Genomic DNA, 18,621 nt, shown 5'->3' on the forward strand with positions numbered 1-18,621 from the left:
CAACAACGTGAATCTCGCTCCAATAATGACTGCCATCGGTTCGAAGGTGGTCGACGAGGGCGTTAACCTGAACTTCGGTATATCGGCATCTGATGCTGATGGTACGATTCCGACACTGACTGCCGAGGATGTTCCTCTCAACGCTACGTTTGTAGATAATGCCAATGGCACCGGAACATTCGACTTTAATCCCGACTTCACACAGTCAGGTCCATACAGTGTCAGGTTCATCGCATCTGATGGCGCACTCGCAGACACAGAAGTTGTAGCTATCACAGTCAACAACATCAATCTCGCTCCGGTACTTGCAGGTATTGGATCACAGAGTGTTGACGAAGGCGCAAATCTCAATTTCGGAGTTTCAGCCTCCGATCCTGATGCTACGACACCAACACTGATGGCCGAAGATGTTCCGACCAATGCGATGTTCACAGATAACGGTGATGGCACGGGGACATTCGACTTCAATCCCGACTTCACACAGTCTGGACCATACAATGTCAGGTTCATCGCCTCTGATGGTGTATTGGCCGACACAGAGATTGTCGCTATCACAGTCAATCACATTAATCTACCGCCGATTATCGATCCAATCGGACCCAGAGCCGTTGTAGAGGGAGCGAATCTAAACTTCACATTGACATCCAGCGATCCAGACGGTACAACGCCGCAGCTAAGTGCGGAAACAGTTCCTGAGAATGCGACTTTCACCGATAATGGCGATGGTACAGGGACATTTGATTTCAATCCAGTGTTCACTCAGTCGGCGATCTATCTGGTTACGTTCATAGCATCAGATGGGGTGCTTGCCGATACCGAGGCGGTTGTAATAACCGTATACGAATCCGGGAACCAGGCGCCGATTTTCGCCGCCACAAGCCCACAAAGTGTTGACGAAGGATCGAATCTCAACTTCAGTGTTTCGGCGGTCGACCCAGACGGCACGATTCCCATTCTGACGGCAGAAAATGTTCCCGCGAATGCCACTTTCACTGTCCATGGCAACGGTAGCGGCACACTGGATTTCAATCCGGACTTCACTCAGTCTGGTCCATACAATGTCAGATTCATCGCCTCTGATGGCGCACTTGCAGATACTGAGATCGTAGCCATCACAGTCAACAACATCAATCTCGCTCCGGTGCTTGCAGGTATTGGATCACAGAGTGTTGACGAAGGTGCAAACCTGAACGTGGGCGTATCGGCATCTGATCCGGATGCTACGACACCGGCTTTGACGGCCGAAGATGTCCCAACAAATGCGACATTCACAGATAACGGTGATGGCACGGGTGTTTTCGACTTCACTCCTGGATTCGATCAATCAGGTCCGTATACGGTGCTCTTTATCGCCACTGATGGCATTCTGTCGGACAGCGAGTATGTGAGCATTACAGTCACCGAATTGGGAACGGGCACACCGCCTGCTTCGGTCACTGACCTTGATGCGGAAGTCTCTGGCAGTTCGATAAGACTGAGTTGGTCGGATGTAAGCACGGACACAGCAGGCGCCTTCACTACGGTGAGCCGCTACGTCATCTATCGCGGTACCAAGGCATATTTCGATCCGACACCTGCGGATTCGATTGCCGGGATCCTCCCCGGAGTTGCCGAGTTCTTCGACAACGATACAGGCGGTGCTGATGTGGTAGGCGACACAACGACAGATTATTTCTATCTCATAAAGTCTGTCGACATCGGTGGGCTTTCATCGGGCAACTCTAATAGAGTCGGTTGTATGGACATGCAAATCATCGCGACTTCGACGACAAATTACAACCTTTGTGCCCTGCCATTTGTGGCGACCGGAATCACCAATGCTCAGCAGCTTGTAGCTTCAATGGGTGGAACAAGTAATGTGCTGACGGTCAACAAGTATATTACGTCGTCTCAGAGTTATCAGGCCTGGTTTGCTGCCGGATTTGGAACCAACTTCTCCGTCTCGGCAGGCAGCGTGTTTCAGGTGAATGCAGCACAGAATTTTGTCTGGTCAATAGCGGGTCAGGTTCCGGATCCGGGCAGTCTCAGCTACCAGATTGTGACTACGCCGACAACGAGTTTCTCGCTGGTTATGATACCGTTTGAATATGAAGATATATTTATCGTCGCTCAGGACGTAATAGATAATGTACCCGGCCTGTTGAATACACTCAACGAGTTTGTCCCGACCTCCCAATCGTTCAGATCAAGGTTTGCGGCAGGTTTTGGCATAAACTTCGGGCTGAGAGCGGGCAGAGTCTATCAGGCTAACGGTGCTGCGCCGGGAGTATTTCCAGCGCCTTAGCATTGATTTAAGGTAGAGAAAAGCGTGTCGATACACATATATGGAGGATGACGTGAAGTCACAAAGCATAGTTATCAAAGGACTGGGAGAGCATCGGAAAGCTCTTCTGGCAGTCCTGATTCTGTCGATACTAACTCTGCCATCGGCAGCGTTCGCGCAAGGCTCGATTTTCGGATCGGTGCAGAATTCTGATGTGAGCACGCCCGCGAACGGAGACATTTCTTTTGTAGGTTTTCTCGACGATACGGACGAGGAGATTCGAATTGAAACGTCCGATGGTGCCGGTTATGATACTGGTAACTGGTTCGATGATTTCCAGAACTACCAGACCGAGGCCGCGGGGAACCCGTACGACTACTATTTTCACAATAGTACAAATGGCGAGGCATACCATCTGGCAAAGCTGATCCCTATCAACAGCTTCCAGCAGGAAGACATCGTGCTTGAGGCCGCAAGCCTCCCGTCAGCCCCGACCGGATTAGCTGCCACGGCGCTCTCGACGAGCTCTATGCTCGTCTCCTGGACCGGTTCGGCCGGATTGACCTACCATGTTTATCGCAGAAACGCGTCCTCTAATGGATCGCTTTTCAGACTCGATAATACTGCCGGCAGTCTATCAGACCCGGGTGTCAGTGAGACATACTTCGTCGACAACACCACAGATGGTGTCTCATCGTATGTCTATGTTTTGATTGCCGAAGATGTGTCAGGCAACTATTCTCCTCACTCTGCACAAGTGACGGGAAATTCTGCTGCTCCGGCTGCTCCGGCTGTGACATCTCTTGATCCAGCGACTGGAGTCACTATTGGTGGAACGTTCGTAAGTATCTACGGCAGCGAATTCGATCCCGCAGGAGTCGGTGTAACATTCGGTGGAGTCTCAGCTACTTCAATCACGGTTGTGTCACCGTACCATGTCACCGCGAACACTCCTGCCGGAACTAGCGTAGTTGATGTGACTGTCACAAATACAGCCTCGACTCTGTCCGGAACGCTTCCGTCAGCATTCACCTACTACGGAAACTCCGCACCGATCGCTGACGCTGGTCCAGATCAACTGGGACAATTCAAGACTACTCTGATAACGCTGGATGGCTCAGCCTCGAGTGACATCGATCTCGACATTCTCGGCTATCACTGGAAGCAAATCTCCGGCCCGGAGGCCGTGGTGCTTTCTGACAGTAATGTGGTCGATCCCTCATTTACAGTAGCCACGAACGGCGATTATTTCTTCGAGCTGCTGGTTGACGACGCAATCGATTACTCCGATCCTGACACTGTTAGAGTGGAGGTCGTCGAGCGCGCTCCCGTTCTTGCGGCAATCGGATCTCAGATAGTCACCGAAGGCGCGAATCTGAACGTCGGCGTCTCTGCATCCGATCCTGACGGTACGACACCATCACTTACGGCTGAAAATGTGCCGATAAATGCGACATTTACAGATAACGGCGACGGCACAGGGACATTCGATTTCAATCCGGATTTCACACAGGCGGGCACGTACAGTATCCGATTCATAGCTTCTGACGGTGTCCTCGCAGACACAGAAATCGTTGCGATCACCGTCAACGACGCGGGCAATCAGGCCCCGGTGCTTGCTGCTATCGGCTCGCAGGTGGTAGATGAAAATGTAAACCTGAATTTTGGCGTGTCTGCCTCTGATCCTGACGCCACAACACCGGCACTGACCGCTGAAGATATTCCGGCAAACGCAACGTTCACCGACAATGGTGATGGCACCGGTACGTTCGACTTCACCCCGGACTACACACAGGCGGGGCCGTACAGCGTCAGATTCATCGCCTCCGACGGTGCACTTGCCGATACTGAAATCGTCGCAATTACGGTCAACGACGCGGGTAACCAAAGGCCTGTTCTTGCGGCCATTGGTGCACAGATTGTTGATGAAGGCGCGAATCTGAATTTCGCCGTGTCTGCGTCCGATCCCGATGGGACCATCCCGACGCTAACAGCCAAGAATATTCCGACAAACGGAACGTTCACGGACAATGGCGATGGCTCAGGATCATTCGACTTCAATCCAGGCTTCACTCAGTCGGGCGTCTACAATGTGATCTTCATCGCATCCGATGTCGCGCTGGCTGATACAGAAATAGTCCAGATAACAGTAACAGATGCGGGCAATCAGGCACCTATTCTTGCTGCAATCGGATCGCAGGTGGTTGACGAAGGCGCCAATCTGAATGTCGGTATATCGGCAACCGATCCGGATGGCACAACACCGGCACTGACTGCTTTAGATGTACCTGTTAATGCTACGTTCACGGACAACGGCAATGGTACCGGCACATTCGATTTCAACCCCAGCTTCATACAAGCTGGTCCACACAGCGTGACGTTCATTGCGTCAGATGGTATACATGCAGACACAGAGGTTGTCGCGATTACCGTGAATGAAGCGGGTAATCAGTCACCTATTCTGGTGTCTATCGGTTCGCAGATAGTGGACGAAGGCGCAAATCTGAACTTCGGCGTATCTGCATCCGATCCCGACGGATCTACTCCGGCGCTGACTGCAGAAAATGTCCCGACAAATGCTACATTCACCGATAACGGCGACGGTACCGGGATATTTGACTTCAATCCCGATTTCACACAGGCGGGTCCATATAACATCAGATTCATCGCGTCAGATGGCGCGCTCGCCGACACCGAAATAGTCGCAATAACTGTGTACGATGCCGGCAACCAGGCACCTGTTCTTGCAGCTATAGGCTCACAGATTGTTAATGAAGGCGCGAATTTGACCTTCGGCGTATCCGCATCCGATCCGGATGCGACAGTTCCGGCGTTGACCGCAGAAGATGTTCCTGCCAACGCTACGTTCACAGACAATGGTGACGGCACTGGGACATTCGATTTCAATCCGGATTTCACACAGGCGGGCCCGTACAGTGTCCGATTCATAGCTTCTGACGGTGTCCTCGCAGACACGGAAATAGTCTCGATCACTGTTAATGATGCCGGTAATCAGGCCCCGGTTCTTGCAGCTATCGGATCTCAACTGGTCGACGAGGGTGCGAATCTGAATGTTGGCATATCAGCTTCTGATCCCGATGGCACGATTCCAGCACTGACTGCTGAGGATGTTCCTGCGAATGCGACTTTCACCGATAACGGCGACGGCACTGGTACATTCGATTTCAATCCTGATTTCACTCAGGCAGGACCGTACAGTGTCAGATTTATAGCATCTGACGGCGCACTGGCTGACACAGAGGTCGTTGCGATCACGGTCGATGAGGCTGGCAATCAGGCGCCGGTGCTTGCAGCTATCGGCGCGCAGAATGTTGATGAAGGTGCGAATCTGAATGTCGGCATATCGGCATCCGATCCGGATGGCACCATTCCCGTACTCACGGCAGAGGACGTGCCATTGAATGCGACATTCACTGACAACGGCAACGGCACAGGTCTGTTTGATTTCAATCCTGACTTCATACAGGCAGGCATATACAACGTGAGATTCATAGCTTCAGACGGCGCACTGGCCGATACTGAAGTGGTCGCAGTTACGGTCAACGATGCAGGCAATCAGGCCCCGGTTCTTGCCGCGATTGGTTCACAGGTTGTCGATGAAGGCGCTAATCTGAATATCGGCATCTCAGCTACTGATCCTGATGCAACCATTCCCACTCTGACTGCCGAGGATGTTCCGACCAATGCGACATTCTTAGACAACGGCGACGGCACCGGCACATTCGACTTCAATCCCGACTTCACTCAGGCGGGTCCATACAGCGTCAGATTTATCGCATCTGATGGCGCACTCGCCGACACGGAAATAGTTTCGATCACTGTTTACGATGCCGGCAATCAGGCACCAATTCTCGCAGCTATCGGCTCTCAATTGGTCGACGAGGGTGCGAACCTGAACTTCGGCGTGACGGCATCTGATCCCGATGGCTCGATTCCATCCCTGACGGCTGAAGATGTTCCCACCAATGCGACGTTCACGGATAACGGAGATGGTACCGGCACGTTCGATTTCAATCCTGGTTTTACGCAGGCCGGGCCATACAATGTGAGATTCATAGCTTCTGATGGTGCACTTGCAGACACAGAGGTTGTTGCGATCACGGTCAATGAGGCCGGCAATCAGTCACCGGTACTCGCGGCTATTGGCGCGCAGGTAGTTGATGAAGGTGCGAACCTTAACTTCGGCGTGTCTGCATCTGATGCGGATGCGACGATACCGAGTCTGACAGCCGAGGATGTTCCTGTGAACGCGACGTTCACAGACAATGGCAACGGCACAGGCACATTCGACTTCAATCCTGACTTCACGCAGGCAGGCCCGTATAATGTCAGGTTCATAGCATCTGACGGTGCCTTGGCCGATACCGAAATCGTTGCGATCACCGTAAACGATGCAGGTAATCAATCCCCTGTCCTGGCGGCTATTGGCGCACAGGCAGTTGATGAAGGTGCGAACCTGAATTTCGGCGTGTCGGCGTCCGATCCTGATGGCACAACGCCGGCTCTGACCGCAGAGGATGTTCCGACCAATGCGATATTCACAGATAACGGCGACGGCACCGGCATATTTGACTTCAATCCGGACTTCTTGCAGAATGGGACTTATAACGTCAGGTTCATTGCATCTGATGGCGCGCTGGCAGACACGGAAATAGTCTCGATCACTGTCAACGAAGCTGGCAACCAGGCACCTGTGCTTGCCACAATAGGTTCTCAGCTTGTTGATGAAGGCGCGAATCTGAACTTCGTTGTATCAGCATCCGATCCCGATGCCACCATACCAGCGCTGACCGCTGAAGACATTCCGACAAATGCGACGTTCATCGACAATGGCGACGGTACCGGCACTTTTGACTTCAACCCTGATTTCACGCAGGCCGGACCATACAATGTGAGATTCATCGCCTCTGACGGTGCACTTGCCGATACTGAAATCGTAGCGATTACGGTCAATGATGCAGGTAATCAGGCACCCGTACTTGCGGCTATCGGTCCTCAACTTGTTGATGAAGGCACGAATCTGAACTTCGGAGTCTCTGCCACCGATGTTGACGGTACGGTTCCGGCGTTGACTGCTGAAGACATTCCGATTAATGCGACGTTCATCGACAATGGCGACGGCACCGGCACATTCGACTTCAATCCCGATTTCGCACAGGCCGGGTTATTCAGTGTGAGATTCATAGCATCTGACGGCGCACTGGCAGACACTGAAATTGTCGCGATTACCGTTAATGACGCCGGCAATCAGGCTCCGGTGCTGGCAGCCATCGGGCCGCAAGTGGTCGATGAAGGCGCTAACCTGAATGTGGGCGTATCCGCATCCGATCCGGATGCTACAATTCCGGCATTGACGGCGGAGAATGTCCCGACGAATGCGGCATTCGTCGACAATGGGGATGGTACCGGCACATTTGATTTCAATCCAAGTTATCTCCAGGCAGGCGTCTATTCGGTTAGAGTCATCGCTTCTGACGGTGCCCTTGCAGATTCTGAAGATGTGCAGATCACGGTCGTCGATGCCGGTAACCAGGCACCGGATGTCGTGGTAGTGGACTCGCAGTTCGTAGACGAAGGTGCTAACCTCAACTTTGCTGTCTCGGCGACAGATCCGGATTCGACCATACCGGCGCTGACAGCACAGAATCTGCCGACGAATGCGACGTTTGTCGACAACGGTGATGGCACCGGCACGTTCGACTTCAATCCGAGTTTCGCACAAGTGGGCGAGTACACCGTCCTCTTCGAAGCGAGTGATGGTGCGCTCACAGATATTGATTCGGTCGTCGTAACGGTGAACGATGTCAATCAGCCACCTACGCTCGATCCGATTGGGCCGCGTGTGATCAACCCGGGCTACAATCTGAACTTCGTGGTGACATCGTCTGACCCCGACAGCACATACCCGACTCTGACTGCAGCAAATGTGCCGCTTAACGCTTCGTTTACAGATTTGCTCAACGGTACCGGAGCGTTCAACTTCACTCCCGATTCTTCGCAGGTGGGCAATCACCTTGTTACGTTTGTTGCATCTGATGGGGTCTTTGCCGATACGGAGGTAGTAACCATCAACGTCAATCTGTCCAATATGCCGCCGGTAATCACTGCAATCACTCCAAAGACAGTGGCTGAAGGTGGTTTGTTGGAATTTGTGATCACGGCCACAGATCCTGAAGGCCATGGCATATCGCTGTATATCGCCGATCCATTCGAGAACGCAGTACTCGCAGATTCCGGCAACGGTCACGGTTTGTTCACCTACCAGCCAAGCTATTATCAGGCCGGCATCGATACGGTCAAGTTCCTTGCCATCGACGACGGCAATCCACCCGCGGCAGGGACGCGCAAAGTCATTATCACTACTACTGACGTCAACAGACCGCCAACCTTCAGACCGATTCCACCGCAGTCTGTGCTGCTCGGAGATTCACTTATGCTGAGGCTGGTCGCGACAGATTCGACTGACGCCGATGGCGGACCGATGTTCCTCAGCGCCATCAAGAAACCGCTGAATTCCACATTCGTCGATTCAGGAAATGGCATTGGCGGTCTCAAGTACATACCGGTAGTATCTCAGGTCGGAGTTGATACCGCAAGATTCGTCTGCTTCGATGACGAAGATCCGGCACTCTCGGGAATCATTTCGGTAGAGATCACGACGGTTCTCAGCAACCAGCCACCGGTGCTGGCCCCAATCGGACCCAAAGTCGTCACTGAGGGCGATACGCTCCAATTCAATGTATATGCGACAGATCCGGATGGTCCGTTCATTCTTCTCTATACCGGCACGCTGCCGAGAAACGCCACCTTTGTCGATTCAGGCAATGGCGTCGGAACGTTCACCTTCATGCCTGACTTCGTTCAGAGCGGACTCAAGAGCGTAAAATTCACGGCAAGTGACGGCATGAAAACCGATTATGAGACGGTCCTCATCCAGATATATGACAATCCACAGGCGCCGATCATCACGGTGTCGAGTGATACGACTTTCACAGAGGGAGAGATTCTGGAATTCCTGATCACAGCGATCGATCCAGATTCGACTACTCCCGGACTGCGGATGGATACGATAGTCACTGCGCCGTACGCAACATTCGTCGATTCCGGAAACGGAAATGGCGGGTTCAGATTTGCACCTGTCTTTGTCCAGGCGGGAATCTACGATTTCTCATTCATAGCTTTCGACGAGTCGGGGCTTGCTGACACCGGTGTGGTGACTGTCACGGTACTTGATGCCGGTAATCAGTCACCGCTGTTCATGGAGCTGCAAGTCGATGGATTGCCGCAACCGTTCGAGGATACGATCTTCCTGAAAGAGCGCGACGTACTTGAGTTTGAGCTGTTCACGACGGATGCTGATTCAGTGCCACCTCTGATTTCGGGGTCACCGATACCCAGCACTGCAACGTTTACCGACAATCTCGACTTTACGGCCTCATTCTCTTGGGAGACAAGCTATTCCGATTCCGGGGTCTACGATATCAGGTTCTATGCCGTTGATGGAGTCGATCCGCTTGAAGTGGATAGTGTTGACATGACTATTGTCATTGCGAACGATAACAGGCCGCCGTTCGTCATCAGGTTTGAAAAGGATGGTGACATTTGGCCTTTTCCGTATCATGACGATTTGAACGAAGGGGAGACCGGCGTTTACGACGTCGAAATGATTGACCCGGATTCGGTATCGCCGATACTTCGTCTGAGCAGAGTTGATTATGATGCCGACACACTGCTTCCGCTGCCTGCCAACGTGGTTGTCACTGACGAAGGCAACAATTTCGGTTCGGTCACTTTCTCTCCGAACTATTTCCAGTCCTCGACGACCCCATACGTGTTCAGGGTGTTTGCCAAGGATGCCGAGGATACTACTCTCTACATTCAGAAAGATTTCGAAGTAACGGTGCATGACCTGAAACAGAACCCTGTTCTTGATCCCATACCTACGCCAATTGTGGTAACAGAGGGAGACAGCGTAAATCTTGTAATCACATACACCGATGCTGATTCGCCTCCAACTTTGCCTCTTACTCTACTTATGAATCCGGTGCTCGAAAATGCCGGCATTAACGTGATTGATCAGAACTCAGCAGACTTCCATTTCTATCCTTGGTTCGATCAGGCAGGCGACTATCTGGTTGTCTTCCAGGTTCGAGATTTCGAATTCAAGATCGATACTCAAACCGTGCTGTTCCAGGTCCTTGAGGCTGGCCCGCAGCCGCCGATACTCTATGTGCCATTCGCACCGATGGCGACTGTGAATCTCGGCAGCGCATTTAACCAGAGGATATATTCGATCGATCCCGAAGGTGATGCCATCACGCTGTCGGCAATCAACATGCCTCTGCATTCGTCATTCGTTGATTCAACAAACGGCGCAGGCAGCTTCTATTTCGATCCTGATGCTACGCAGGCGAATTTCACCTACTTCGTCACATTCATCAGCAGTGATGGGACTTATGACGATTCGGTCACAGTCGAATTCTTCGTGCAGGAGTTTGTGTGCGGTGATGTGGATGGCAGTGGTGATATAGACATTGATGATGTGGTTTACCTGATAGCGTGGATTTTCACCGGCGGTCCCTATCCGGAGCCTCTGATAGCGGCAGATGTTCACAGGACTGACTGCCCACTCGTGGTTGTAGACATCGATGATGTGACTCACCTGGTCTCGTACATATTCACCGGCGGTGCTCCTCCAAACTGCGATTGTCCATAGTATCGATTTGAAATCGCCTATATCAAAGCGGCCTCTGTCAGAGGCCGCTTTTTTTGGTTGTCTCGAGCGGATTAGATGCGCGGGCGGGAATCCCTTCCCGCCCGTTTCTCTTTGGCTAGTGTTCCTCCTCGTGCACCAGCATGGTCGTTCAGTTGGCGCACGAGACGTACGCCAACCACGATTACTCCGAAAACCCGACTCAAGGGGATACCTTGTCGTTCAGTATCCCTGTTTCTTCCAAGAAGTCCAATTTCCATAACTTTCTCGAAATTTATATTGACATAAACAGTGGTGCTGCATTACATTGGTATTGGAAGCATGGCATTCCAAATGCAGCATTGTTGCTGCTTTGCTATGTTACTGAGTACCTTGGAGCCGCTCTTATTTAGGAAGGGAGGTGTGGCTGAGGTAATTTATACAGAATTTTCAGCACCGTCACTGAATAGAAAACAGTTGTTTTTTCAGTAATAGCTTTAGGAGGAATTGCATGAAGAAGATGCACTGGTTATTGAATTTATCATGCGCAATTGTCTTGATCGCATGTATTGGCTCTGCGTCGGCTCAGGACAGTGGTATTACAGACACCTTGCGGCTGGTTGCGCCAGCTGACTGGGTGATTACAAGCGAGGCAGATTCGCTCTTCACAATTGAAGTCTGGGTCTGGGCCGATGAAACGGTCAGCGGGTTCTCCTTCCCGCTGAGAATCACGACCAGCGGCGACAGTTACTGGAGTTCACGCGTTGATACAGCGATGGCCGCCGACACTCTCATCAAAGGTGGCGGCATTAGTTCCCAGATATTTACGTTTCGCAGATCACTGTTAAAGAATGTCTATGACTACAAGACTACTGACATTGACACAACCAAAGGGTTTGTCGGCATGTTGATCGGGCTCGTTAACATTGTACCGGCAAGTGCACTGTGGACGCCCAGTACTTCCACAAAGCTGGGCGATTTGGTGCTGAAGGTGAAGAATTGGGGCACGCTTCCCAATGCTTTCACCATTGAAGTAGATTCCGCGTTTTACCCGCCTGCTGGCGCGTTCAAGTACTCGGTAACCGGTAGCACTGGATTCCCTCCTCACTTCGTCAAGGCGACTATCAATGTGAATAACAGTGTGTTGGATGCTGGTGAAGACATAGAAGTCGGTGACCCTGTGCTTCCAAAGTCGTACGAGCTGGCTCAGAACTATCCAAATCCGTTCAACCCATCGACAACTCTGAAGTTCTATAACGCTCAGAAGAGTCATGTTAATCTGACCATCTATAATATTATGGGGCAGAGAGTCAGGACTCTGGTCGATTCCGACATGGATATCGGATGGCAGGAGGTCATCTGGGATGGTGTCGACAGTCAGGGCGAACAGGTCTCGAGCGGCCTCTATTTCTATAAGATGGATGCCAACGATTTCACTGAAACCAAGAAGATGCTTCTGGTCAAGTAGATTTCTCTCACAGATTGATATGAGCCGTCAGGATTTCGATCCTGGCGGCTTTTTTTATCATAGGTCGGCGCATGAGACGTACGCCAACCACGAATGAGACGTACGACAACCACACGGCTATCATCGAGGGTGGCTGGCGTAGGTCCCCGTGCACCAGCAGCAGGAGGCATGTCGGAATGCTGCCATAATGGCAGTTCAATGTGGCAGCGAGGTTTGCCTCACATCCGACAAAAGCTGTGACTGTATTGCAATGCCTTTCAAGGACTTATGCAATTATAAGCCTTTGTTTACGTGAAAAAACGCAAATTCTATTGACTTTTGCATCTTCATTGACTACTTTTCATTTCTTTAGTATGACCGTTGAATAGACTGTATGATCACGTATAACGATAGAAGATTCATAATCGGAAAAGAGGAGTACGCGCCGTATGCGGCCGAGCTCCATTACTTCCGTATCCAGAAGAAGTACTGGTCTATCTGCTTTGAGCGGATCAAGAAGGCTGGTTTCAAGATAATTTCTAGCATCGTCCCTTGGAATCTTCACGAGGATGACACCCGGAATTTCGATTTCTCTGGATTCTCAGATCCCACCAAAGATCTGATCGTTTTCGTTGAACTTGTCCGAGAATTCGGCTTTAAGCTTATCCTCAGGCCGGGACCATGGGTGTTTTCCGAGTACAACTTGAATGGCTTGCCGAAGTTTCTGGAGAAATATCCGGAGATATTCGCGCGCACGGCTACAGGCGAACTGCTCCGTTCTGTGAACAGGGCTGACGTTCCGGCAAGTTACTACCCTTCGATCGGTACTCCTCGGTACATGAATTTCGTGCGACATTATTTCAACGGACTGACGGAAATCATAAAGAATTACGTATATCCGCGTGGTCCTCTCTTTCTGATGGAGCTCGACTCGGGCAATTATTTCGGCGGGCATTTCGATCCACACCTCGCTGATTATAATGAATTTGTTGTCAAGGAGCTTTTCCCGATATGGCTGCAGGATCAGTACGAAGAGATCAAGGGTCTCAACAAAGTATATTCATCGAAATACAAAGAGTTTCAGGATGTCGAGCCGCCTCTGGAGTTCACGAATGTTCCTCCCAAGCAGATGGCGAAGGTCTTCGACTGGTTCAAGTTCAAAGAGAGCTTGATGGAGAACCACTTGATCGAGCTCAGAGAGATGTACAAGACTTTTTCCTGCGAGCCGATGTTCATCAGAACACTCTCCTTCACAAACGATTTCCAGTCTCCTTTGGACAGTCCGCGGTTGCCGGGTGAAGGCTGTCTGGACAGTGTCTCCCTATCGTGGGATCACACTACGGGCGAGAACCTTAGCCGTGTGAGGCATCTGAGAACTGTATCGGAATTTCCGTATGTCTGCGAACTACCGGTCGGCAATTGGAGCTACAAACCGGAAAGAAGCAGGGAATACTATCCTATAGGAGCTGATGCCACACGTTACATGATGACTGTGGGATTTGCCGGCGGTGCCAAGGGGGTCAGTTATCACATGTTTGCCGGGCGTGATCACTGGTACGGTTCGGCGCTGGCATCAGATGGGACAATTCAGGATTCGTACGAACTGGTGAAGACCTTTAATATAAACGCCCAGATGCACGAGATATCTGCATGCAATCCGATCGCGGACATTGGTGTTGTCACATATAAACCGTACGCGTGGGAGTCGCTCCTAAAGTTTGAGAACGAGCACAAGTCGCTGTCGCAGTATCTCCATTCTTATACGATGCCGAAGTTCGGCCGTGATCTGGATATGCTGAAATTCGATTTCGGTGTGCCGTCGCTGAGCAATCCTGCAAGTCTGGACAAGTTTGGTACGCTGGTCATCCCTGTTTCGGATGTTATGGATGAAAAGGAGCAGAACCACATCATTGATCTTGCGAAGAGTGGTCACAATATTATCCTGATTGGTACGCTGCCTCAGTACGATACTGCAATGCAGCCTTGCACTGTGTTGGTGAAGGCTCTCAGATGCAAGACTACTAAAGAGTTTAAGCTGGGGAGAGTCACTGCCGACGGTCAGGAATTCTCATCGATGGTTTTCGGATTCCTGAAGACCACCGAGAAGCGTAAGAAAGTTCTGGCTAAGGTGGCGCAGAAGGTGGTTGCTCTGTCGTATTCGAAGTACAAGGGGACCGTGGTGCTGATTTCTTTCGATCCCTCCACTGAGACCAATCACCACAAGATGACCTTCCTGGAACAGATTCTAAGAAGCTGCAAAATCAAGAGATATGTCGAGACGTCGAACCCGAGGATCAGGGCATTGGTCCATAAAGGTGATAAGAAGCTCGTTTTATTCCTGATGAACTCCACTCCTCCGTTACAGTTCAAAGAGGCAGCTGGTGGACTTACTCGTACAGCAGTCAGGTTAGATCTCAAGGCTCTAGGCTTCAAGGGGGCCAGGATCAAGATGACCGATCTTTTTGCAACCGAGGAAGTAATAAGCACAACCGCTGCCGATCTCTCCAGCGGCCTCTATTTTACCATGTCCGAACTGGACGGTCGTGCCTATTTGCTGACAAGTCGGTAATCGGAGCAGTTTCCCAGACAATTCCGTTCCCAATTCATCCGGAGAACTGGAATATGTAGACCCGCTTTTCCGGAATAATCGACGTGTACGGGAACATACTCGAAGAATGGACCGTATATATCTTTGGAAGTTGCGCAATTTGGCTTGACAATTTGCGATTAGTTCGTATATTACTTGTCTGTCGAGGATGGAGGTGGTTCACTTGCGCGAGAATAAAAGTGTCACCCGGTGGGGGCTTTTTTTTGTTTCACTGGCATTAACAGCAATAATCTTCGCTGCCATAGGCTTTGGGGTTTCCAATGTCGTGAGCGTGCGGCGCGATGTAGATCATTCTCTTCCTGCGCCTCAGGTGACTTATACACAGGCGGTTTCGCTCCCTCCCACGCCGATTACTCAGAGTGGGGAGAGCCCATTCGTTGCGGTGGTCGAGAAGTCTTATGACGCTGTCGTGAATATCTCCTCCAACCGGCGAGTGCAGTCTCGTTATCACGAAATGTATGACGATTTTTGGCGCCGTTTCTTCAAGATGCCGGACAGAGAGCAGGTAATCCCTTCATTCGGGTCCGGATTCGTTGTTCGCGACGATGGGTACATTGTCACCAACAATCATGTTGTCGACGGCGGGGAAGATATCACTGTCACTCTATCGGACAAGAGCACACACAAGGCGACAGTTGTCGGCGCAGACCAGCCGACTGACCTCGCAGTTTTGAAGATCGAAACCAATAGAAGGCTTCAGACGGTAGAATTCGGAAATTCATCTGATATGAGGGTGGGTGACTGGGTCCTTGCTATCGGGAATCCTTTCCCATCTCTCGGACTCGATCGAACGGTTACCGTCGGAGTGGTTTCGGGCAAGGGCAGATCGCAGCTCTCCTTTGGATCGGAGACGCCAATTTATCAGGACTATATACAGACCGACGCATCCATCAACCCGGGTAACTCCGGCGGGCCGCTGATCAATCTGGAAGGCAAAGTGGTCGGCGTCAATTCCGCGATAGCTTCGCCGAGCGGTGGTTCTGTAGGTATCGGATTTGCAATTCCTTCCGACCTGGCTAAGCAGATTGTCTCGGAGATAATAACCGAAGGCAAGGTTGCTCGAGGGTATCTTGGGGTGCTGCCGAGAAATCTCACGACCGATGAGGCGGAGATGGTCGGTCTCGATCGGCTCATGGGAGTTTATATTGACGAAGTGACTCCCGGTTCTCCTGCTGCGGTTGGTGGCCTGAGAAATGACGATGTCATATCGACATTCAATGGGCAGGAGATCAATGGTGAACAGGATTTTCGCTTGAGAGTCGCCGCCGCCAAGAATGGAGAAGAAGTTAAGCTTGGGATCATAAGACGGGGCAAGCAGCAGCAGGTGACGGTTGTCCTCGCCGATCGAGAAGCTGCTCTTGCTGACTACACTCCCGCAACACCGAGTACGGGCAATAAGCCGGCGGAATCTGAGAACGTTTCATCGAACTGGCTTGGGATGACAGTCGCCGATTGCAGTCAAGAGCTTGCATACAGCATGGGTGTGGATTATCATGAGGGTGCAATAGTCGTTTCGGTGGACGGCAGGTCGCCTGCCGATGTCAAAGGAGTTGTTCCCGGGACAATCATCGTTGAGATCGACTACGTACCAGTAAAAGGGAAGGACGACTTTGAGAAAGTCGCAAAAGACATTGGAAATAGAGATAGGGCTATAGCATTTCATGTTTTTGATGTGACTGGCCGGATAGGCTATGTTGCCATAAAACCGCAATAAGAGGCTACGCTTACGTATACCAAGGGAAACCTTTAATCGGGAGGAAGGCTTAATAGTTGCCAAGGCAATCGAGAAAATATCGCGACGAAGATAGGTCACTTGACCTTTATCTTCGCGAAATCGGTGAGACTCCTCTTTTGAAACCAGAGGAAGAGGTAGAACTGGCTTGCAGGATCCACGATGGAGATCAGGCAGCACTTGAGCAACTTACCAAGGCGAACTTGCGTTTTGTTGTCTCAGTAGCCAAACAGTATCAGAATCAGGGTTTGTCACTGGCCGATTTAATTAATGAAGGCAATATTGGCCTTATCAAAGCGGCAAAGAGATTTGACGAGACCCGTGGATTCAAGTTCATCTCCTATGCGGTGTGGTGGATCAGACAGGCTATCTTGCAGGCTCTTGCTGAGCAGTCAAGAATAGTACGGCTTCCTCTTAATCGCGTGGGAACTCTGCACAAAATCGGTAAGATTTCGAGCTCGCTCGAACAGACATATGGCAGAGAGCCCTCGCCGGACGAAATAGCGGAAGAGTTAGAGCTGACTACGGCGGAAGTTTCCGATACGCTCAAGATATCGAACACGCATTTATCGCTCGACGCTCCTTTCTCTTCTTCTGAGGATAACAGTCTCATCGATGTTCTGGAGGATGAATTTCAGCCTGCCCCAGACGAAGCTCTGCTCCAGCATTCTCTGAAGCTCGAAATCGAGAAAGCGCTGGAAACACTCACGCCGCGCGAGGCAGAGGTTATCAATCTTTATTTCGGGTTGAGCCATGAAAAAGCTCTGACTCTGGAAGAGATTGGAGCCCGTTTCGCGTTGACTCGTGAAAGAGTCCGGCAGATCAAGGAAAAGGCAATTCGCAGGCTTAGGCACGCCTCCAGGTCGAGATCTCTGAGAGCATACCTCAGCTAAACAAGATTAAGGTACCTAATTAGAAGAAGAGGGAAGGCAGAACGCCTTCCCTCTCTTAGTTTCCGCAAGCTTCGGATAGATTCAAATTCGAAAACTTTGCTGATCACCTCACGTCGATGTTTGCCGAGCCCATTCCAACCTGTAGAGTAATCTCAAGATGCCCTTCTGCATCATCCCAGTTCCTTGACTCATAGAAGTCGCGCTCAATCTCCTCGAAATGCCTCTTCGGGATATCAATCGAGGAGAGAAATGTGTCCTCGGCATAGATTCTCACGCCAATGTGCTCCGGTACGATTATATTTACCGATCCCAATCCGACAGAAATGTCCGCTTCTGCATCGAAATCGAACTTGCCGGAGAAATCGATGTCAGAGGATCCGACGCCACCTTTGAACTTGAGCATTCCGAAACGCGCATTTCCGAGTTCTTCGAGCGTGACCGAACTCGCTCCGGCATCCACCACAATTCTGTCCAGTTCGCAACCATTCAGCTCTTCGAAGCTGATGTTGCAGTCCGCAGCCCCGATATCGAGCCAGAGGCGTCTCACTGACAGTCCTCCGAGTCGCATTTCACAGGATGCGGCACCAATATCGACTTTAAACTCAATGGGGATACGGTCGGTTAATCCTAATCTCCATTCATTGTCAACATCCCGGTCATGCCAGTTGCCGCTCTCGGCAGAAATGTCAAAATACAGCCGCCCTTCGCGTTTATTCTTGCGGTAATCGTAATCGTACTCGAATCGCTCGTCCTCGTAATCACCTTCAAGGCGAAATGCCTTGTCTGGATCACAGGCGTCGATGAAAAGCTCACCCAAGCCGAAATCAATCTCAATATCGAGCGCCTCTTCATCAGTGAGGACAACTTCTTTCTCCTCCGTCACCATTTCGCCTATGGCTGATGATGCGAACAGGAACGCAGCAATCAGCGTCGAAAATGTGAGAGCAGTTCTGTTTCCAGTCATG

7 protein-coding genes are annotated in these 18,621 nt (G+C 51.1%); 6 read left to right on the plus strand and 1 reads right to left on the minus strand.

All coding sequences use genetic code 11. The annotated features are described in order from the left end of the window. The 6 genes from KKH67_06540 to KKH67_06565 all read left to right on the plus strand — a co-directional run. On the plus strand, positions 1–2,284 hold a 2,284-nt coding region (locus KKH67_06540; protein MBU1318841.1), incomplete at its 5' end, for a tandem-95 repeat protein. 52 nt (positions 2,285–2,336) lie between these two features. Then, a complete protein-coding gene (locus tag KKH67_06545; protein ID MBU1318842.1) occupies positions 2,337–11,000 on the plus strand; it encodes an IPT/TIG domain-containing protein in 8,664 nt (2,887 codons plus the stop codon). Between the two features lie 487 nt (positions 11,001–11,487). Beyond that, complete coding sequence (locus KKH67_06550) at positions 11,488–12,444, plus strand: T9SS type A sorting domain-containing protein (GenBank protein ID MBU1318843.1); 957 nt, start codon at positions 11,488–11,490, stop codon at positions 12,442–12,444. Positions 12,445–12,817: 373 nt separating this feature from the next. Then, complete coding sequence (locus KKH67_06555) at positions 12,818–14,992, plus strand: beta-galactosidase (protein MBU1318844.1); 2,175 nt, start codon at positions 12,818–12,820, stop codon at positions 14,990–14,992. Positions 14,993–15,194: 202 nt separating this feature from the next. Then, complete coding sequence (locus tag KKH67_06560; protein ID MBU1318845.1) at positions 15,195–16,745, plus strand: Do family serine endopeptidase; 1,551 nt, start codon at positions 15,195–15,197, stop codon at positions 16,743–16,745. 56 nt (positions 16,746–16,801) lie between these two features. Then, positions 16,802–17,656 carry a sigma-70 family RNA polymerase sigma factor gene (locus KKH67_06565; GenBank protein MBU1318846.1) on the plus strand — a complete coding sequence of 285 codons (855 nt, stop codon included), beginning with the start codon at positions 16,802–16,804 and terminating at the stop codon, positions 17,654–17,656. A 103-nt stretch (positions 17,657–17,759) separates the two neighbouring features. On the opposite strand, the gene KKH67_06570 is transcribed toward KKH67_06565, so the two are convergent. Beyond that, a complete protein-coding gene (locus tag KKH67_06570; protein ID MBU1318847.1) occupies positions 17,760–18,620 on the minus strand; it encodes a hypothetical protein in 861 nt (286 codons plus the stop codon). Position 18,621 lies beyond the last annotated feature (1 nt).

The organism is Candidatus Zixiibacteriota bacterium, from assembly GCA_018820315.1.
Classification (GTDB): Bacteria; Zixibacteria; MSB-5A5; order JAABVY01; family JAHJOQ01; genus JAHJOQ01.

Bases quoted from the DNA above. Each gene is read 5' to 3' on its own strand.
- KKH67_06550 (MBU1318843.1), top strand. From the start codon at position 11,488: ATGAAGAAGATGCACTGGTTATTGAATTTATCATGCGCAATTGTCTTG.
- KKH67_06555 (MBU1318844.1), top strand. From the start codon at position 12,818: ATGATCACGTATAACGATAGAAGATTCATAATCGGAAAAGAGGAGTAC.
- KKH67_06570 (MBU1318847.1), bottom strand. From the start codon at position 18,620: ATGACTGGAAACAGAACTGCTCTCACATTTTCGACGCTGATTGCTGCG.